The 18,765-nt window shown below is 71.5% G+C and carries 13 protein-coding genes and 1 pseudogene; 9 read left to right on the top strand and 5 right to left on the bottom strand.

Annotated features, from left to right (window positions below; genetic code table 11):
- Positions 1-13 precede the first annotated feature (13 nt).
- On the bottom strand, positions 14-658 hold the full coding sequence (locus F0P95_RS04125) for a DUF938 domain-containing protein (RefSeq protein ID WP_182335789.1): 645 nt from the start codon (positions 656-658) through the stop codon (positions 14-16).
- A 152-nt stretch (positions 659-810) separates the two neighbouring features.
- Between F0P95_RS04125 and F0P95_RS04120 the strand changes: the two genes are divergently transcribed.
- The 9 genes from F0P95_RS04120 (at position 811) to F0P95_RS04080 (ending at position 13,423) form a co-directional block, all read left to right on the top strand.
- Positions 811-2,439, top strand: coding sequence for a TldD/PmbA family protein (locus F0P95_RS04120; protein ID WP_182335788.1), 1,629 nt, complete (start codon positions 811-813; stop codon positions 2,437-2,439).
- Between the two features lie 194 nt (positions 2,440-2,633).
- Entirely contained in the window at positions 2,634-4,268 is a 1,635-nt protein-coding gene (locus F0P95_RS04115) for a TldD/PmbA family protein (protein ID WP_182335787.1), read from the top strand.
- A 22-nt stretch (positions 4,269-4,290) separates the two neighbouring features.
- Positions 4,291-5,625 (top strand): TldD/PmbA family protein, encoded by a 1,335-nt coding sequence (locus F0P95_RS04110; RefSeq protein WP_182335786.1) that lies wholly within the window; start codon positions 4,291-4,293, stop codon positions 5,623-5,625.
- Positions 5,626-5,742: 117 nt separating this feature from the next.
- Positions 5,743-6,471 (top strand): DUF4159 domain-containing protein, encoded by a 729-nt coding sequence (locus F0P95_RS04105; protein ID WP_182335785.1) that lies wholly within the window; start codon positions 5,743-5,745, stop codon positions 6,469-6,471.
- Between the two features lie 16 nt (positions 6,472-6,487).
- Positions 6,488-7,477, top strand: coding sequence for an AAA family ATPase (locus F0P95_RS04100; RefSeq protein WP_182335784.1), 990 nt, complete (start codon positions 6,488-6,490; stop codon positions 7,475-7,477).
- 18 nt (positions 7,478-7,495) lie between these two features.
- Positions 7,496-8,398, top strand: coding sequence for a DUF58 domain-containing protein (locus F0P95_RS04095; RefSeq protein ID WP_232528757.1), 903 nt, complete (start codon positions 7,496-7,498; stop codon positions 8,396-8,398).
- Positions 8,395-9,546, top strand: coding sequence for a BatA domain-containing protein (locus F0P95_RS04090; protein ID WP_182335783.1), 1,152 nt, complete (start codon positions 8,395-8,397; stop codon positions 9,544-9,546). Before F0P95_RS04095 ends, F0P95_RS04090 begins: the two co-directional genes overlap by 4 nt.
- Complete coding sequence (locus tag F0P95_RS04085) at positions 9,543-11,669, top strand: hypothetical protein (RefSeq protein WP_182335782.1); 2,127 nt, start codon at positions 9,543-9,545, stop codon at positions 11,667-11,669. Before F0P95_RS04090 ends, F0P95_RS04085 begins: the two co-directional genes overlap by 4 nt.
- Positions 11,666-13,423, top strand: a complete 1,758-nt coding sequence (locus F0P95_RS04080; protein ID WP_182335781.1) for a carboxypeptidase regulatory-like domain-containing protein — start codon at positions 11,666-11,668, stop codon at positions 13,421-13,423. The genes F0P95_RS04085 and F0P95_RS04080 overlap by 4 nt, the downstream gene beginning before the upstream one ends.
- Positions 13,424-13,537: 114 nt before the next feature.
- Here F0P95_RS04080 and F0P95_RS04075 read toward each other — a convergent pair.
- The 4 genes and pseudogenes from F0P95_RS04075 to rlmF all read right to left on the bottom strand — a co-directional run bounded on the left by F0P95_RS04075 (position 13,538) and on the right by rlmF (position 18,761).
- A pseudogene (locus F0P95_RS04075) lies at positions 13,538-15,457 on the bottom strand (M61 family metallopeptidase).
- Between the two features lie 91 nt (positions 15,458-15,548).
- Positions 15,549-16,715, bottom strand: a complete 1,167-nt coding sequence (locus F0P95_RS04070) for an OmpA family protein (protein WP_182335780.1) — start codon at positions 16,713-16,715, stop codon at positions 15,549-15,551.
- Between the two features lie 232 nt (positions 16,716-16,947).
- Entirely contained in the window at positions 16,948-17,712 is a 765-nt protein-coding gene (locus F0P95_RS04065; protein WP_182336755.1) for a PIN domain-containing protein, read from the bottom strand.
- 71 nt (positions 17,713-17,783) lie between these two features.
- On the bottom strand, positions 17,784-18,761 hold the full coding sequence (gene rlmF, locus F0P95_RS04060; RefSeq protein ID WP_182335779.1) for a 23S rRNA (adenine(1618)-N(6))-methyltransferase RlmF: 978 nt from the start codon (positions 18,759-18,761) through the stop codon (positions 17,784-17,786).
- Positions 18,762-18,765: the final 4 nt, after the last annotated feature.

The raw sequence follows: 18,765 nt of genomic DNA, 5'->3' as shown, positions 1-18,765 counted from the left end.
AAGTTTCCGCATCCTAGCCGTTCGGCAGCGGTGCCCGCTGCCACACCAGGGTGCGGTTGTTGGCCGGCATCGCCGCGTCCTCGCGCAGCTCCAGCCCCTGCGCGCGTGCAAGCGCGTCGATCGCCTCGAAATCGCGGATGCCCGAACGCGGGTCGCGTGCCTTCAGCCAGCCATCGAAGACGCGGTTGCTGTCGCTGCTGAAGTCGCCGCCGTAGTTGAACGGTCCGTAGGCGATGAACCGCGCCCCCGGCGCCAACAGCGCCGGCAGCCCGGCGAACAGCGCCTGTACCTGGTCCCAGCCCATGATGTGCAGCGTATTGGCGGTGAACACGGCATCGAAGCCGGCCACGCCATCGGCCACCGGCAGCGGCGGCGCCGGCTGCAGCCCGGCGCCGGCCACCGCCTGCAGTTCCAGCGCGGCCGGGGTATTGGCCAGCGCGGCCGCCTCCAGCCATTGGCCGATGCCGGGCAGGTGGTCGCGGTGATCGCTGGCCTGCCAGCGCAGCCACGGCATCGCCGCGGCGAAGTACACCGCGTGCTGGCCGGTGCCGCTGCCGATCTCAAGCACGCTGCGGGCATCGCCCAGGTGGCGCCGCAGCACCGCGAGGATCGGCTCGCGGTTGCGGTCGCAGGACGCGGCGTGGGGCTTGGCGGTCATCGCGGCGGGCGTAATGGGTGGTCCGGGCGATTGTGCCGGAGCGCCGGCCCACGCCGCGCATGACCATGGTCACTTGTGCGCGCACCGCATGGCAGCCGAGATTCGGCTGTTATGCGCGGTGCGACCGCATCGCATCACCCAGGGAGTCCCGCATGCAACGCCGCCAGTTCCTCGCGTTTTCCGGCCTCGGCCTCGCCGGCATGATGCTGCCCAATGCGCGCCTGATCGCCGCCGAGGAACTGCTTGCCCCGGCCGACGTGGCGCGCAAGAAGGCACTGGCCGACACCGTGCTGGCACTGGCGCGCAGGGGCGGTGCGAGCTACTGCGACGTGCGCATCGGCCGTTACCTCAACCAGGCCATCATCACCCGCGAGGACAAGGTCCAGAACGTCACCAACAGCGAATCGGCGGGCGTGGGCATCCGCGTGATCGTCGACGGCGCCTGGGGCTTCGCCGCCAGCAACCAGTCCAGCGAACAGGGCGTGGCCGCGGCGGTGACGCAGGCGTTGGCCATCGCCCGCGCCAACGCGAAGATCCAGACCCGGCCGGTGCAGCTGGCGCCTACCCCCGGGGTGGGCGAGGTGCGCTGGCAGACGCCGATCCGCCGCAACGCCATGGCGGTGCCGGTCAAGGACAAGGTGGAACTGCTGCTGGCGGTGAACGCCGCCGCGCTCGACGCCGGTGCCAGCTTCATCAATTCGCAGCTGTTCCTGGTCAACGAGCAGAAGTACTTCGCCTCCAGCGACGGCTCGTGGATCGACCAGGACGTGCACCGCATCTGGCTGCCGTTCACCGCCACCGCCATCGACAAGGCCAGCGGCAGGTTCCGCACCCGCAACGGGCTGTCGGCGCCGGCCGGCATGGGCTGGGAATTCCTCGACGGCGACGCCGCGGGCAAGTACCCGCTGCCCGGCGGCGTGATCGGCTACGGCCACTCCTATGACCCGGTGGAGGATGCCATCGCCGCGGCGAGGCAGGCGCGGCAGAAGCTCACCGCGCCGTCGGTGAAGCCGGGCAAGTACGACCTGGTGCTGGACCCGTCCAACCTGTTCCTGACCATCCACGAGAACGTCGGCCACCCGCTGGAGCTGGACCGCGTGCTCGGCTACGAGGCCAACTACGCCGGCACCAGCTTCGCCACCCTAGACAAGCGCGAGGCCGGCTTCCGCTGGGGCAGCGACATCGTCAACTTCACCGCCGACAAGACCGAGCCCTACAGCCTGGGTGCGGTGGGCTACGACGACGAGGGCGTGAAATGCCGGCGCTGGGACCTGGTGAAGGACGGCATCCTGGTCAACTACCAGGCCACCCGCGACGAGGTGCACATCCTCGGCGAGAACGCCTCGCACGGCTGCAGCTATGCCGACTCGTGGAAGAGCGTGCAGTTCCAGCGCATGGCCAACGTGTCGCTGGCGCCCGGCAAGGCGCCGCTGACCCCGGCGCAGATGGTCAAGGACGTGGAGAACGGCATCTACATCCACGGCCGTGGCTCCTACTCCATCGACCAGCAGCGCTACAACGCGCAGTTCGGCGGCCAGCTCTGCTACCAGATCCGGAACGGCGAGATCACCGGCATGGTCGAGGATGCGGCCTACCAGATCCGCACGCCGGAGTTCTGGAATGCCTGCTCGGCGATCTGCGACGCGCGCGATTTCCGCCTGGGCGGCTCATTCTTCGACGGCAAGGGCCAGCCGGGCCAGGTCTCGGCGGTGTCGCACGGCGCGGCGACGACCCGCTTCGACGGCGTCAACATCATCAACACCGCGCGCAGCCTGGGCTGAGCCGCGCGCGGCATGCCGGCGGGTTGCCATCGGCCGGTCGCATGGGCGCCCGGCCGTCGCACCGGTGAAAGCGGTACCGGTTCCTATGTCTAAAGTCACTACCGCGGCCAACCGCGTCCCGCAAGAATCGAACGGTTCGCGGAGCACCGCGGAGCCACCGTCGTTCGTTGCCGTACCGCAACCGGAGAACTGCCTTGCAAAGACGTGACTTCCTCGCCCTGACCGGGCTCGCCGCCGGCGGCCTGATGGTGCCGTCGTTCTTCGGCAAGGCGATCGCCGCCGAACAACTGCTCACCGCGATCGACCCGGCATTGAAGAAGCGGCTGGCCGACGATGCGATGAACGCGGCGCGCGCCGCCGGCGCCAGCTACTGCGACGTGCGCATCGGCCGCTACCTGCGCCAGTTCGTGATCACCCGCGAGGACAAGGTGCAGAACGTGGTCAACACCGAATCCACCGGTGCCGGCATCCGCGTGATCGCCAACGGCGCCTGGGGCTTCGCCGCGACCAACGACCTGAGCCCGGCCGGCGTGGTCAAGGCAGCGCAGCAGGCCGCCGCCATCGCCAAGGCCAACGCCCGGGTGCAGACCGCGCCGGTGCAGTTCGCCAAGGCGCCGGGCTTCGGCGAAGTGAGCTGGCGCACGCCGATCCGCAAGAACGCGATGGAAGTGCCGATCAAGGACAAGGCCGACCTGCTGCTGGGGGTCAACGCCGCCGCGCTTGCCGCCGGCGCCAGCTTCGTCAACTCGATGCTGTTCCTGGTCAACGAGCAGAAGTACTTCGCCTCCACCGACGGCTCCTACATCGACCAGGACGTGCACCGCATCTGGGCGCCGATGTCGGTGACCGCCATCGACAAATCCACCGGCAAGTTCCGCACCCGCGCAGGGCTGTCCTCGCCGATGGGCATGGGCTTCGAATACCTGGACGGCGACGCCGGGCAGAAGTTCGTCTCGCCCAACGGCGTGGTCAACTACGGCCGCTCCTACGACATGCGCGAGGACGCCATCGCCGCGGCCCGGCAGGCGCAGGAGAAGCTCAAGGCGCCGTCGGTCAAGCCGGGCAAGTACGATCTGGTGCTGGACCCGTCGCACACCTGGCTGACCATCCACGAGTCGGTCGGCCATCCGCTGGAACTGGACCGCGTGCTCGGCTACGAGGCCAACTACGCCGGCACCAGCTTCGCCACCCTGGACAAGCGCGAGCAGCATTTCCAGTACGGCAGCGACAAGGTCAACATCTTCGCCGACAAGACCCAGCCCGGCAGCCTCGGCGCGGTGGGCTACGACGACGAAGGTGTGAAGTGCAAGCAGTGGGACCTGATCCGCGAAGGCAAGCTGGTCGACTACCAGACCATCCGCGACCAGGCGCACATCCTCGGCAAGACCGAGTCCGACGGCTGCTGCTACGCCGATTCGTGGTCGAGCGTGCAGTTCCAGCGCATGGCCAACGTGTCGATGGCGCCGGGCAAGACCCCGCTGAGCGTGGCCGACCTGATCAAGGACGTGGAAAACGGCATCTACATCATCGGCGACGGCTCGTTCTCGATCGACCAGCAGCGCTACAACGCGCAGTTCGGCGGCCAGCTGTTCTACGAGATCAAGAACGGCCAGATCACCCGCATGCTGGAGGATGTGGCCTACCAGATCCGCACGCCGGAGTTCTGGAACGCCTGCAGCGCGGTGGCCGACGAGCGCGACTACCGCCTGGGCGGCTCGTTCTTCGACGGCAAGGGCCAGCCCGGCCAGGTCTCGGCGGTGTCGCACGGCTCGTCCACCGCCCGTTTCGACGGCATCAACGTCATCAATACCGCGCGCAGCCTCGGCTGACCGTCCAAGGAGTTCCTGAGCAATGAGCATCTTCACCGAACAGCAGGCCAAGGCCATCCTGGACAAGGTCATCGCGCTGTCCAAGGCCGACGAATGCACCGCGACCCTGGCCGGCTCCATCGACGGCAACATCCGCTTCGCGCTGAACAACGTCTCCACCAGCGGCATGGTCACCAACGCCGAACTGGCCGTGCAGGTGGCCTTCGGCAAGCGCGTGGGCACCGCCTCGATCAATGAATTCGACGACGCCTCGCTGGAGCGCGTGGTGCGCCGCGCCGAGGACCTGGCGCGGCTGGCGCCGGAGAACCCGGAGTTCATGCCCATCATCGGCAAGCAGGATTACACGCCGAGCCCGACCTTCAGCGAATCCACCGCCGCCATCGACCCGGAGTTCCGCGCCAGGGTCGCCGCCGACTCCATCGCACCGTGCCGCGGCCACGGCCTGGTCGCCGCGGGCTTCCTCGAGGACAGCCGCGGCTTCATCGCCATCGCCAACAGCAAGGGCAACTTCGGCTACCAGCGCACCACCTCGTTCGACTACACCTGCACGGTGCGTACCGAGGACGGCCGCGGCTCGGGCTGGGTCGGGCGCAACCTGAAGGACGCGGCCGATTTCCGCGCCGAGCAGGAGATCGAGATCGCCAAGCGCAAGGCGATCGAATCGGCCGAGGCCAAGGCGCTGGAGCCGGGCAAGTACACGGTGATCCTGGAGCCGGCCGCCGCCGCCGGCCTGATCAGCTTCATGATGAATTTCTTCGACGCGCGCTCGGCCGACGAGGGCCGCAGCTTCCTGTCCAGGAAGGGCGGCGGCAACAAGCTCGGCGAGCAGGTCTACGACCCGCAGGTGAACATGTTCGCCGACCCGTGGCATCCGGACGCGCCGGTGCTGCCGTGGGACGGCGAAGGCATGCCGCGCGAGCGCATGGCCATCATCGAGAACGGCAAGGTGATGAACCTGAACTACTCGCGCTACTGGGCACAGAAGCAGGGCAAGACCGCCAGCGCGCGACCGGGCAACCTGCTGATGAGCGGCGGCAGCAAGTCCATCGCCGACCTGGTCAAGGGCACGCAGAAGGGCATCCTGCTCACCCGCACCTGGTACATCCGCATGGTCGACCCGCAGACCGTACTGCTGACCGGCCTGACCCGCGACGGTACCTTCTACATCGAGAACGGCCAGATCAAGCACCCGGTGAAGAATTTCCGCTTCAACGAATCGCCGGTGATCATGCTCAACAACATCGACGAACTGGGCAAGCCGGTGCGCGTGGCCGGCGACGAATCCAGCTTCGTGATGATGATCCCGCCGATGCGGCTGCGCGACTTCACCTTCACCTCGCTGTCCGACGCGGTCTAGGCAAGCCCGCCCCTGGTTGCGCCGGCGCGAAACCAGGGGTTCCGTGTTCCGGCCCTGCCGATTCCCCCGCGGCCGTCGCCGCGCCCCCCTTCGCCAAAGGGGGGCTCCGTTCCCGAGATGTTCCCGCCTTTGTCACCGTCCCGGCTAACGCGTGCGCAATTCCTCCAGCTGCTGCTCGGCGGCGCGGCGGCGGCCGCGTTTCCCCGGCGTGCGCGCGCGCAGGCCAGCCGCTACGACTTCTGGTTCACCCGCCTGCGCTACGACTCCGGCGACTGGGACGTGGATGCGCGCATGCCGTCCAACCTGATCACGTCGCTGATCGACTACACCACGCTGCGCGTGGACCCGAACGAACACGTCGTCGCCCTGTCCGACCCGAAGATGCTGCGCGCGCCGTTCTGCTACCTGGCCGGGCACAAGCTGGTGGAGTTCAACCCCGACGAGCGCCGCAATTTCGAGCGCTACGTGCGCAATGGCGGCTTCGTGCTGGTGGACGACTGCAACCACGACATCGACGGCCTGTTCGCCACCTCGTTCGAAGCGCAGATGCGTGCCATCTTCGGCGCCGGCGCGCTGAACAAGCTGCCCAACACGCATCCGCTCTACAGCAGCTTCTTCAGGTTTCCTGAAGGCCCGCCGGCGACCGGCTTCGAGCTGAACGGCTGGGGCGACGACCTGGTGCACGACTACCTGAAGGGCATCGAGATCGACGGCCGCCTGGGCGTGCTCTACAGCAACAAGGACTACGGCTGCGAATGGGACTACGACTGGCGCAACAAGCGCTTCCTGGCCGAGGACAACACGAAGTTCGGCGTGAACATCGTGATGTACGCACTGACGCATTGACTCCACTGGTGACCGCATGAACACCCCCGCCCCCGATCTGGATTCCCTGCTGCCCCGCCTGGGCGACCTGCGCGCCGCGCTGGCGCAGGCCGTGGTCGGCCAGCAGGAAGTCGTCGAACAACTGCTGATCGGCCTGCTTGCCGGCGGCCACTGCCTGCTCGAAGGTGCGCCCGGGCTGGGCAAGACGCTGCTGGTGCGTTCGCTCGGCCAGGCCCTGGAACTGCAGTTCCGGCGCGTGCAGTTCACCCCCGACCTGATGCCCAGCGACATCCTCGGCACCGAGCTGCTGGAGGAGGACCACGGCACCGGCAAGCGCGTGTTCCGCTTCCAGCGCGGGCCGGTGTTCACCAACCTGCTGCTGGCCGACGAGCTCAACCGCACCCCGCCCAAGACCCAGGCCGCGCTGCTGGAGGCGATGCAGGAGCACACCGTCAGCTATGCCGGCACCACCTATGCCCTGCCCGCGCCGTTCTTCGTGCTGGCCACGCAGAACCCGATCGAGCAGGCCGGCACCTACCCGTTGCCGGAGGCGCAGCTGGACCGTTTCCTGCTGCACGTGCGCGTGGACTACCCCAGCGAGGCCGAGGAGCGCGACATCCTCGCGCAGACCACCGGCCGGGGTGGTGGCGCGGTGCCCAAGGTGATGGATGCCGATGCGGTGCTGGCGCTGCAGGCGGCGGTGCGCGACGTCCACGTCGGCGCCGACCTGCTGACCTGGATCACCCGGCTGGTGCGCGCCAGCCGCCCCGGCGACGGCGCGCCGGCCGAGGTGGACAACTGGATCAAATGGGGCGCCGGCCCGCGCGCCGGGCAATCGCTGGTGCTGGCGTCCAAGGCGCGTGCGCTGCTGCACGGCCGCTTCGCCGCCACCCGCGAGGACGTGCAGGCGCTGGCCGCACCGGTGATGCGCCATCGCCTGCTGCTGTCCTTCGCCGCCGAGGCCGAGCAGAAGAACGCCGACGACGTGGTCGCCGCGCTGCTGCGCGCGGTGCCGTACCCGGCCTGAGCCAGCCCCGCGTTCGCCTTGGCCGCCGCCCCGCCCCCGCTGATTCCCGCCGACGTGCGCAGCCGCCTGCGCGGCCTGCGGCTGTTGCCGCAACGGGCCAGCGGCCGCCGCGGCATCGGCATGCACGCCAGCCGCAGCCGTGGCGCCGGGCTGGAGTTCGCGCAGTACCGCGCCTATGAGCCCGGCGACGAGCCGCGGCAGATCGACTGGAAGCTGTACGCGCGCTCGGACCGCTTTTTCGTGCGCGAATCCGAGCGCGAAAGTCCGCTCACGGTGTGGCTGCTGCTCGACACCACCGCCTCGATGGCCCAGGCCGACCGGGCACGCAACGACTGGACCCGCCTGCACGGGGCCTGCGCGCTGGCCGCATGCGTGGCCGAACTGGCGCTGCAGCAGGGCGACGGCTTCGGCCTGATCGCGATCGGCGGTGACGGCGTGCGGCTGCTGCCGGCCGGGCATGGCCTGCGCCAGCGCGACCGCCTGCACCTGCAGTTGCATGCGCTGCGTGCGCACGGCCGGTGGCCGCCGCGCGAACGGCTGGCACCGGTGTGGGAGCGCATCGCCGGCAACGACCTGGTGGTGATGATCGGCGACGGCTTCGACGACGACGCCATCGCCCTGGCCGAACGCCTGGCCAGGGCCGGCCGCGACGTCGTGCACCTGCAGCTGTTGACCGCCGAGGAACGCGACTTCCCGTTCCGCGACGGCCACCGGTTCCGCGACCCGGAAACCGGCGACGAGCTGCTCGGCGACGGCGCCGCGGTACGCGCCGGCTACCTGGCCCGCTTCGCCGAGGCGCGGCGCACGCTCGACGCGCGGCTGCAGGCCGCCGGCATCCGCCATGACACCGGCTTCCTCGACGAGGCCATCGATGCGCCGCTGCAGCGGCTGGCCGGTCGCCGTGGGGGTCACCGCGGATGAGCCTGGCATGGCTGTTCCCGGCGGGGCTGGCGGCACTGGCGAGTCTGTTGCTGCCGTTGCTGATCCACCTGGCGCGGCGCGACGAGCAGCGGCTGCTCGACTTCGCCGCGCTGCGCTGGCTGGCGGCCCGGCCGCGCCCGCGCCGGCGCATCCGCTTCGACGACTGGCCGCTGCTGCTGGTACGGCTGCTGCTGCTGGCGCTGCTGGCACTGCTGCTGGCACGGCCGGCGCTGCAGGGCGTCGCGGATGCCGCGCCGCGCGTCGCCGTGGCACCCGGCGTGGACATCGCCAGCGCACGCCGTGCCGTTCCCGGCGAGCAGGCGCAATGGCTGTGGCTGGCACCGGGCTTTCCCGCGCTGCAGGCGCCGGCGGTGCCGGCATCGCCGCAGCCGCTGGCCAGCCTGCTGCGCGAACTCGATGCGACGCTGCCACCCGCCGTGCCGCTCACGGTGGTGGTGCCGTCGCTGCTGGACGGACTGGATGGGCAACGGCCGCGGTTGTCGCGCAGCGTGCGCTGGCAGGTGATCGAGGCCGCGCCGGCGGCTGCCGAGCGCAGCGAACAGGCGCCACCGCGCCTGCACATCCGCCATGACCCGGCCGGTGCCGCCGCGCTGCCATGGCTGCGTGCCGTTGCCCAGGCATGGAACGGCGCCACGCCGCTCGACATCGCCAGCGACGCGCAACCGTTCGCCGACGCCGATGGCATCCGCGTGTGGCTGTCGGCCAGGCCGGTTCCGGCGGCAGTGCAGGCATGGGCCGGCGCTGGCGGTCGGCTGCTGGTCGACGCGCGCACGCCGTTGCCGGCTGCCACGCAGCACCTGCCGCTGTGGCGCGACGATGGCGGCGCGGCGGTGATCGAGCAGGTCACTGGCGACGCCGGGCAATGGCTGCGCTGGGCCGCCCCCCTGCAGCCCGCGGCAATGCCGGCGCTGCTGGATGCCGGCTTTCCGCAGCACCTGCGCGGGCTGCTGCAGGCGCCGCCCGTACCGACCCGGGCATGGGCCGCGGCAATGCAGCCGGACACGGGGGCCGCCGCGTGGCCGCAGCCGGCCTACGAACCCGTGCCCTGGCTGATCGCCGCCATCGCCCTGCTGTTCCTGCTGGAACGCTGGCTGGCCAGCGCGCGCCGGCGCCGGGGGCAGGCATGAGCCCGCTGGCACTGCTGCGCGGCGCGCGGCGCCGGCTGCTGCTGATCACGCTGGCCGGTGGCGTGCCGCTGGCACTGGCGCTGGGCGTGCTGGCGCTGCGCGTAGCCGGGTTCGACGCCGGCAGCGTGGTGCTCACCCTCGCCCTGCTCGCGGTTGCCGCCTTCGCCACCTGGCGCGCACGCCGGCTGGATACACGCTGGCTGGTCGCGCGCCTGGACCAGCAACCGCGCTTGGAGGACAGCGCCGACCTGCTGTTCGCCGCGCCGCAGGCACTGAACCCGCTGCAGCAGCGCCAGCGCGCGCGCATCGAACAACGCCTGCGCACGGCGCCACCCGACCTGCGCCCACGCTGGCCGTGGCCGCGCCTGCTCGCCTGCATCGGCATCGCGCTGCTGGTCGCCAGCGGCGCGGTACTGTGGCCGCGCGCCACCGGCGTCGCGCCGCCCGGCCGCCACGACGAGCGCCCGGCAGCAGCCACGGCAGCCAGCCCGCCCGCACTGCGCGGTACCCGGCTGGAAGTGACCCCGCCGGCCTATACCGGCCAGCCCGCCCGCGCCGGCGAGATCCTCGACGCGCGCGCCCTGCAGGGCAGCCACCTGCGCTGGCAGCTGCGCCTGTCGCCGCAACCGCAGCGGGTGTGGCTGCAGTTCCACGACGGCCGCCGGCTGCCGCTGCAGCGCGAGGGCGACCACTGGCAGGCGAGCCAGACGCTGCAGCGTTCCGGCCTGTACCGGATCGTCGCCGAACCCGCGCTGGCCGATGCCGGACGCGCCTGGCGGCTGCAGGTGGTGGCCGACCGGCCGCCACAGGTGAAGGTGATCGAACCGGCGCAGACGCTGACCCGGGCCGCGCCGCAGCAGCGCCGCTGGGCGCTGCGGTTCGAGGCCAGCGACGACTTCGGCGTCGCCGCCGACGCGGTGCTGGAGCTCACCAGCGCCAAGGGCAGCGGCGAGAACATCGACTTCCAGCAGCGCCGCATCACGCTGGCCGGCAGCGGTACCGCCAGCGCCCGCCGCTTCGCCTACGACGTCGACCTGGACGCGCTGGGCGTCGGCGCCGGCGATGAAGTGGTCGCGCGCCTGGGCGTGCGCGACAACCGCGCGCCGCAGCCGCAGGAAGCACGCAGCCCCAGCCTGATCCTGCGCCTGCCCAGCGCGCAGGAAGTGCAGACCAGCGACCTGGAAGGCGCGATCAAGAAGGTGATGCCGGCCTATTTCCGCAGCCAGCGCCAGATCATCATCGACGCCGAGGCATTGCTGAAGCAGCGCGGCGCGCTCGACGCCGACACGTTCACCCGGCGGGCGGATGCCATCGGCGTGGACCAGCGCATCCTGCGCCTGCGCTACGGCCAGTTCCTCGGCGAGGAGGCCGAGGGCGGCGCCAAGCCGCCGCCCACCGCCGACGCCCCGGCCGGCGCGCACGCCGACGACGATGGTCACGATCACGACCATGGCGCTGCCGGCAACGAAGGCGACGCCGCGGCCTTCGGCAGCGCCACCGACGTGCTCGCCGAGTACGGCCACACCCACGACCACGCCGAGGCCGCGACCCTGCTCGATCCGCAGACCCGCGCCATCCTCAAGGCGGCGCTCGACCAGATGTGGCAGTCCGAGGGCGCGCTGCGCCAGGGCCATCCCGACAAGGCATTGCCCTACGCCTACAAGGCGCTGGGCTTCATCAAGCAGGTGCAGCAGGCCGAGCGCGTCTACCTGGCGCGGGTCGGTCCCGAGCTGCCGCCGATCGACATGGCGCGGCGCATGGGCGGCAAGCGCGACGGCCTGGGCAACCGCGACCTGCGGCTGCCGCGGCGGGCAGCGGGCGACACCCCCCCGGTCGAGGCCTGGCGGGCACTGGCGACGGCCGGGGCCGCGGTCGACCTGGACGCAGTGTCGCGCTGGCTGGAGGCGCATCCGCAGGCCGTGCCCGACCCGCTCGACATCGCCGCCGCCATCGACGCGCTGCGCCAGCAACCCGATTGCCGCGCCTGCCGGCAGCGCCTGCGCGACCAGCTGTGGCCGGCGCTGCCGCGCGCACCGGGCCCGCCGGCACGGCGCGAGGCCGCCGACGCCATGGGCCGGCGTTATCTGGATGCGCTGGCCGCACCACAGGAAACCGCTCGATGACCGCGTGGCTGCCGCTCGTCCTCATCGCCCTGGCCGTGCTGCTCGCCAGCCTGCGCCTGTGCCTGCCGCCACGCCCGCCGCGCGCGCGCCTGTCGCTGCTGCTGGCGCTGCAGCTGGCCGCGGCGCTGCTGCTCGGGCTGACCCTGTTCCCGCCACGCCAGCCGGTGCCCGCCGATACGCTGCTGATCGCCAGCGCCGGCACCACCGCAGCGGCGCTGGCGAGCACCCCCGCCGGCATGCGGCTGCGCCTGCCCGAAGCGCCGGCACTGGCGGACGTGGGCCGGGTACCGGATCTGGCCACCGCGCTGCGCCGGCATCCGGGTACCCGCGAACTGGTGGTCGTCGGCCAGGGCCTGCCGGCGCGCGACCGCGATGCCGCACTGCCGCCGCTGCGCTTCCTGCCCGCCCCCGCGCCGCGGGGACTGGTGGAACTGCAGGCGCCGGCGCCGCTCGCCGCCGGCGCACGCTTCGAGGTCGGCACGCGCGTACAGGGCCTGGCACGGGCGCGGGTGGAGCTGCTCGACCCGGCCGGGCATCGTGTCGCCATCGGCGTGCCCGGTGGCGACGGCCGCGTCCGCCTGGAGGCCAGCGCGCGCGACGCCGGCGACGTCGAGTTCACCCTGCGCGCGCTCGACCGCGACGGCAAGGTGCTCGACCAGTTGCCGGTGCCGGTGCGCGTGCGCCCGCTGCCGGCGCCCGCGCTGCGCCTGCTCGCCGGCGCGCCCGGGCCGGAACTGAAGTACCTGCAGCGCTGGGCCACCGATGCCGGCGCGGGCGTGCAGACCGGCATCGATGTCGGGGGCGGCGTGCAGCTGGGCGATGCACCGCCGGCGATCGACCCGGCCGGCCTCGCCCGGCTCGACCTGCTGCTGCTCGACGAGCGCCGCCTGGCCGCCTTGTCGGTGGCGCAGCGCGCGGCCATCACCGCGGCGATGCGCGACGGCCTCGGCGTGCTGGTGCGCATGGGCGGCGCGCTGGACGGCAATGCCCGCCGCACCCTGCGCGACTGGGGGCTGGACCTGCGTGGCGGCGAACGGACCACCACGGTGAAACTGCGCGACGCCGATGCCGACACGGGCGCGGGTACGGATGCAGGTACTGCCGGTGAGCGCGCGCCCACGGCGCCGGCCATCGAGCGCTTCGACCTGGCATTCGCCGATCCCGGCGTGGTGCCGCTGCTGCGCGCCGCCGACGACAGCGCGATCGGCGGCTGGCGCGCCTTCGGGCGGGGACGCATCGGCCTGCTGCCGATCGCCGACAGCTACACCCTGGTGCTCGCCGGTCATGCCGACATCCACGCCGAGCTGTGGAACCAGGTGCTGGCGGTGCTGGCGCGGCCGCTGCCGGCCTCGCCGCTGGCACGGCTGCCCGCCTGGGCCTGGGCCGGCGAACGCGTCGCGCTGTGCGGGCTGCCGGACGGCGCACGGGTGCAGGCGCCCGATGGCGGCACCACCGCGCTGCTGGCCGATCCACGCGCCGGCAACTGCAGCGGCTGGTGGCCGCGGCAGGCCGGTTGGCATCGCGTCGTCGCCGGCGACGCCAGCGCCGGGGTGCGGGTCATCGACCCGGCCGCCGCACGCGCCCTGCATGCCCAGGCCACGCGCGAGGCCACCGCGGCCCTGCGCAGCGGCAGCGGCCCGGCCGGTACCCGCGCGCTGCCGGTACCCGGCCCGCGCTGGCCCTGGCTGCTGGGCTTCATCGGGGTGGCCGGCCTGTTGTGGTGGCTGGAACGCCGCAGCCGCCCCGCCACGTAGCGGCACGCGCGTACGCGATGGAGCAGCCCGCAGGCGCTTCGCGCGCCCGCGGCGGCCGGCGCTACCGGCGATCACCCGTTGCCGAGGCAGGCGCGCGACCGCCGGCGGCGGCCGTCACTTCCTGGCGCTGAAGATCGGCGTCAGGTAGTCGGGGGTGCCTTCGATGCGCTGCAGCGACGGGTAACGCAGGCCGCCGCGGTAGTCGATGGCAAGCGTGCGGTACACGTCCATGTCCTTGACCAGCAGGCGGATCGGCTGCTTGCCGTCCTTCGCCGCACGCACCGCCTCTTCCAGCTCGTCGGCGCTGTACTGCAGGTCGTTGACCGCCAGCACCTGCATGCCGCTGCCGAGGCCGGCGTTGAAGGCCGGGCTGTCCCAGCGCACTTCGCCGATGCGGCCAGCGGCATCCAGCGACAGGCCCAGCGAATAGATGAAGCTGGCGCCGCGGCCCTTCATCGTCGCCTTGTAGTAGGCGCTGGGCGTGTCGCCGTAGACCAGCTTCCAGCCGGCCGCCTCGATGCCGCCGGTCAGGCCCACCCGGCGCTCGAGGCGGTCGCGCAGGAATTGCGCCCAGTCGCCGGTGGGCTGCACCTGTTCCAGGGTCGCGGTGACGTCCTTGAAGGTATAGGTGTCGGGCCGTTCCCACTGGCCGTCGTTCTTTCCGAAGAACGCGCGGGCGAAATCGTCCAGGCTGCGCTTGCCGCTGCTCAGCCGGCGGATGCGCACGTCCGCTTCCAGCCACAGCATCTGCCCGCCCTGGTAGTAGTCCTCGCTCATCTGGTAGCCGCGGTAGGGCTTGGGCTTGCGTCGCGCGATCACCGGGTCGTTGGTGGTGTCGCCCAGCGAGCGCCACTGCAGCCCGGGGCGGTTGTCGGCATAGGTGGCCGCGACCAGCGCCAGCGCATCGCGCGAGGCATCCATCGGGCGGATCCCGGAGCGCGCGGTCAGCACGTTGCCCCAGTACTGGGTCTGGCCCTCGTAGACCCACAACAGGCTGCCCTACATCGGCACGTTGTAGTTCAGCGTGGCCAGGTCGGCCGGGCGCCGGTACTTGCCGTCCCACGAATGCGTGTACTCGTGGCCTAGCAGGTCGCTGCTGCCGACCTTGGCGTTCCAGCCGCTGAAATAGTCGCGGTCCTCGCTGTTCTCGCTGGAGCGCTGGTGCTCCAGGCCGATGCCGCCGAGCTGGCTGGTCACCGCGAACAGGAAATCGTAGTGGTTGTAGTGCTCGGCGCCGAACAGCCGGCGCGCCTGGGTCACCAGCGCGCGGTGCTGCTCGATGTGCTCGGGCCTGGCCTCCAGGTCCTTGGCGCGGTCGGCGAACACGTTCAGGCGCACCGGGCGGGTGCCGGCCGGGGCCAGGTCGATGCGGCGGTGGTAACGGCCGGCGAACACCGGCGAATCGACCAGGATTTCCAGGGTGGTCGGCGCGTAATGCACGGTGTCGCCGTCGCGGCGCTCGACCTCCAGCGCGCTGGCCGCTTCCCAGCCCTGCGGGTAGCGGGCGCTGGCGCGGTAGCTGATGGCGTGCGCGGCGTGGCCGGCCGGGTACAGCACCATCGCGATCCACTGCAGGTTGAGCATGTTCGGGGTCATCACCGTGCGCCCCTGCGCGGCATCGGTGGGGCTGAGGAACTGGTAATCCATGCGCAGCTCGGCCACGCCTTCGGGCACCTGCACGTTGAAGGTGAAGACGTCGAGCGGGTCGCGGGTCCATTCCAGGCGCTGGCCGTTGCCGGTGACGACCAGCCCGGCCAGCTTCTCGATCGCGCCACTGGCGGCATGGTTGCCCGGCAGCCAGGCCGGGTAGTGGAAACGCTGCAGCCCGGGCCGCACCGGCACGGTCTGGCGCACCTTGAACACCCGCTGGCCGAGGTCGGTGGCATCCACGTCGAGCAGGATCGTGCCCGGATAGGCCGCCTCGCTGATGGCGACGCCGCGGGCGTCGGTGGTGGGCACGGCGGGGGCGGCATGCGCCAGGCCCATGGCGGCCAACAGTGCCAGTCCCAGCAGGGCGGGGCGGATCGGGTGCATCGGCGGGTCTCTCGTCGGTTCGGGTCGACAGATGATCGCCCGGGCATGCGCTCCGCCACACGGGCCGTTAGCCATGCCCCGGCCCGGGTCGTCAGGTGCGCACGAAGATCTCGACCCGGCGGTTGAGCTGGCGGCCGCCGGGGTTGTCCCTGCCATCGACCTCGTTGGGCGCCACCGGCTGCGTCTCGCCGTAGCCGCGCGCGCTGGCGTCCTGCGCCACGCCACGCTGGCGCAGCGCCGCCACCACCGCCTGCGCGCGGCGTTCGGACAGCTCCTGGTTGTAGGCGTCGCTGCCCTTGGCGTCGGTATGCCCGCGGACCTCGATGGCACGGGCGGAAACCTTGGCCAGCGCGCCGGACAGCCCGTCCAGCACCTCGCCCGCATCGGCGCGCACCTGCGCCTTGTCGAAGTCGAACAGCACCTTGTCGCTGAGGGTCACCACGAAGCCGCATGGCGCGCCCGAGGGCCGGAATCTGTCCAGCAGCGGGAAGCGCCCGGCCGGCGGCAGCGGCGGCAACGGCGCCATGCGCACCTCGCGCGCGACCGCACCCACGGTGCCGGTGCCGTCGCCGCGGTTCTCGGCGATGCCTTCGGGCCCGCCGATCCAGCGCCCGGAACCATCGGCACGCACCTCGATGCTGCCTTCCTCACCCACCCAGAGTCCCGAGCCATCACCGTGGTTCTCGATGTTGCCGACGTCGCCCACCCAGGTACCGCCGCCCTTGCCGTCCAGCGCGATATGGCCGAACTCGCCGACATAGGTGCCGGAGCCATCGGCCTTCACCTCGAAGGTGCCGGCGCTGTTGACGATGCTGCCGCTGCCGTCCGGATTGACCCGCACCACGTCCTCGCCGGTCACCGCCAGGCCGCTGCCGTCGGCGGCCACCTCGAACACGCCCTCGTCGGCGACGCGCTGCAGGGTGCCGGCTGCGTCGACGTTGGTGAAGCCGCTCTCGTTGACCAGGGCACCGTCGGTGGTGCAGTTCGCCGGGCGCACGCTGATCCCCGCCAGCGGGTCGATCAGGGCCTGCATCGACGATTCCAGCTGCCGCTGCGCCGGGCCGCTGCCGACGATGCTGGGCACCATGATCGGCGGGATCGCCGGGAACTCGAAACCGGCATCGGCCGACGCCGCATCCTCGTGCTCCTCCGTCGCCGCGGCGACCGCCTCCGCTTGCGTGGCGGGCGGCGGTGATGGCGGGCTGCATGCCGACAGCAGCACGCTCAGGCAGGCCAGCGACAGGGGGGCGATGCGCATGCAGCAGCTCCTGGGAGGGGGAGCCGCACTTTCGACGAAGCCGCGTTCAGGCACCGTGACCGGACCACCGCAGGCTGCGTCCGGCGTCGCCAGGCACTCCCCACGGGACCGGCCGCGGGCGCGAAACGCAGCGGGCCGGACAGCGCGCGCACGGCGGTGCCCGCCGTCGCTCCAGCGACGGCGTGGCACGCCCCACTGGCCCCGTGCCGTGGAGGTCACGTCCGGTGCCGGCTCAGCCGTAACGCACCTTCAAGCCTTCCAGCTTCACCACGCCGGCCTGTTCCAGTCCGGCGATGATCGCCCCCACGTCCTCGGCCCCGATCTGGTTCTGGAAGTGCGCGGCGACATGTTTCTTCAATGCGGCGAGCGTTCCGGGGCGTCCGGTCTTGGTCTTCGACAGCAGGGTCTTCATCCGCGTCAGCCGTTGCGTCGCCGTCACCGACGCTGCCGATTCGCCGCCCTGCGGTGGTGGCGCTGGGTCCTTCTCCACCACCACCGTCACCGCCTTCGCCTTCGGTTTCGGTTTCGGTTTCGGTTTCGGCTTCGGCTTCGTCGCGGGCACGGCGACCGCGTCTGTCGCCACCGCCTGTCTGAACAGCGGCATCCCGGCGATCGAAGCCGAACGGCAGGCACGTATCTTCCTTGCCTTCAGGTGTTCCACCAACGGGTCGAAGCCGGTGTCCCTGGAAATGATGTGGAAGAACCCATCCGGGTCGTTGCCGGACAACTGGCCGATATAGAACGCGATATGGAAGTCCTGCGCGTTGGGTCCATTACCGCAGATGCGCACGTAGTCCGCGCGCTCGCGCATGGCCTGCATCTGGATCGCCAGCTCGGACGACAACTTGGCCTGGCCCGCGCCCACGAACACCCACAAGCGGATATCCGCCCGATCCAGAAGCCCCAGATCGGTAGGCTGCACGTTCTCGTGGTCGATCAACACGTAATTGATGCGGCCACTCTGGATGGGTGGCAACGCGACTGCCCCTGCCAGCATGTGCTTCACGCTCCCTGTTCCCCGGGGGCATCATGGCCCGGCGGCGGCCGATGTTCCAACGGTGCCCGTTCCTACCCCGCCAGCCACCGCGTCCTGCGCGCGGCAGGGTGGAAGGTCCAGGCGACGAAACGGCTCTGCTTGCTGCCCTGCGCCATCGTCACTTCACGCACGTCGAGCGCGCCGGAGCGGGCCAGTTGCCGATGGATGTCGGCCAGGTGCTCGCGCTTGGCGACCAGCGCGCTGAACCACAGCACCTGCGCCTGTACGGCCACGCTTTCGCGGATCATCCGCCGCAGGAACGAGGCCTCGCCACCGGTACACCACAGTTCGTTGGCCTGGCCGCCGAAGTTCAACAGCGGCGGCTTGCCGCGCGGCGCGGTCTTGTCGCCGCCAAGATTGCGCAGCTTGCGCTGGCTGCCCTGCGCGGCCTCCCTGGCCGAGGCATGGAACGGCGGGTTGCACAGAGTCAGGTGGAAGCGGTCCTGTGCCTGCACCACGCCGGCGAACAGGCTGCCACGCGCGTGCTGCCGGCGCAGTTCGATCACCCCCTCGAGGCCGTTGCCGCGCACATTGGCGGCGGCCGATTGCAGGGCGGCGCCGTCGATGTCGCTGGCGACGAACGACCAGCCGTACTCGGCCTGCCCGAGCAGCGGGTAGATGCAGTTGGCGCCCACGCCGATATCGAGCACGCGCACCCCGGGGCCGCGCGGGATCGCGCCACCGGCATCGGCGGCCAGCAGGTCGGCCAGGCCATGCAGGTAATCCACCCGGCCCGGCACCGGCGGGCACAGGTAGCCGGTGGGAATGTCCCAGTGGACGATGCCGTAATCGCTGGCCAGCAGCGCGCGGTTGAGTTCGCGCACCGCCAGCGGATCGCTGAAATCGATGCTCTGCCCACCATCCGGGGCGCGCCGCAGGTGCGTACGCAGCGCCGGGTTGGCCGCCACCAGCCGGGCCATGTCATAACGGCCCTGGTGGCGGTTGCGCGGATGCAGGCGCGCGGCCACCGGCGCGGGGCGCCGCGTTGCCGGGTGCGGAGGCGTCGGCATGGCG

Source organism: Stenotrophomonas acidaminiphila (genome assembly GCF_014109845.1).
Lineage (GTDB): Bacteria > Pseudomonadota > Gammaproteobacteria > Xanthomonadales > Xanthomonadaceae > Stenotrophomonas > Stenotrophomonas acidaminiphila.
This window is presented reverse-complemented; position numbering and strand designations above follow the sequence as displayed.

Coding starts and splice junctions, on each gene's coding strand:
- F0P95_RS04065 (WP_182336755.1), bottom strand. CDS start 17,712: ATGCTGGCAGGGGCAGTCGCGTTGCCACCCATCCAGAGTGGCCGCATC.
- F0P95_RS04070 (WP_182335780.1), bottom strand. CDS start 16,715: ATGCGCATCGCCCCCCTGTCGCTGGCCTGCCTGAGCGTGCTGCTGTCG.
- F0P95_RS04110 (WP_182335786.1), top strand. CDS start 4,291: ATGAGCATCTTCACCGAACAGCAGGCCAAGGCCATCCTGGACAAGGTC.
- F0P95_RS04080 (WP_182335781.1), top strand. CDS start 11,666: ATGACCGCGTGGCTGCCGCTCGTCCTCATCGCCCTGGCCGTGCTGCTC.
- rlmF (WP_182335779.1), bottom strand. CDS start 18,761: ATGCCGACGCCTCCGCACCCGGCAACGCGGCGCCCCGCGCCGGTGGCC.
- F0P95_RS04125 (WP_182335789.1), bottom strand. CDS start 658: ATGACCGCCAAGCCCCACGCCGCGTCCTGCGACCGCAACCGCGAGCCG.
- F0P95_RS04100 (WP_182335784.1), top strand. CDS start 6,488: ATGAACACCCCCGCCCCCGATCTGGATTCCCTGCTGCCCCGCCTGGGC.
- F0P95_RS04090 (WP_182335783.1), top strand. CDS start 8,395: ATGAGCCTGGCATGGCTGTTCCCGGCGGGGCTGGCGGCACTGGCGAGT.
- F0P95_RS04085 (WP_182335782.1), top strand. CDS start 9,543: ATGAGCCCGCTGGCACTGCTGCGCGGCGCGCGGCGCCGGCTGCTGCTG.
- F0P95_RS04120 (WP_182335788.1), top strand. CDS start 811: ATGCAACGCCGCCAGTTCCTCGCGTTTTCCGGCCTCGGCCTCGCCGGC.
- F0P95_RS04105 (WP_182335785.1), top strand. CDS start 5,743: ATGTTCCCGCCTTTGTCACCGTCCCGGCTAACGCGTGCGCAATTCCTC.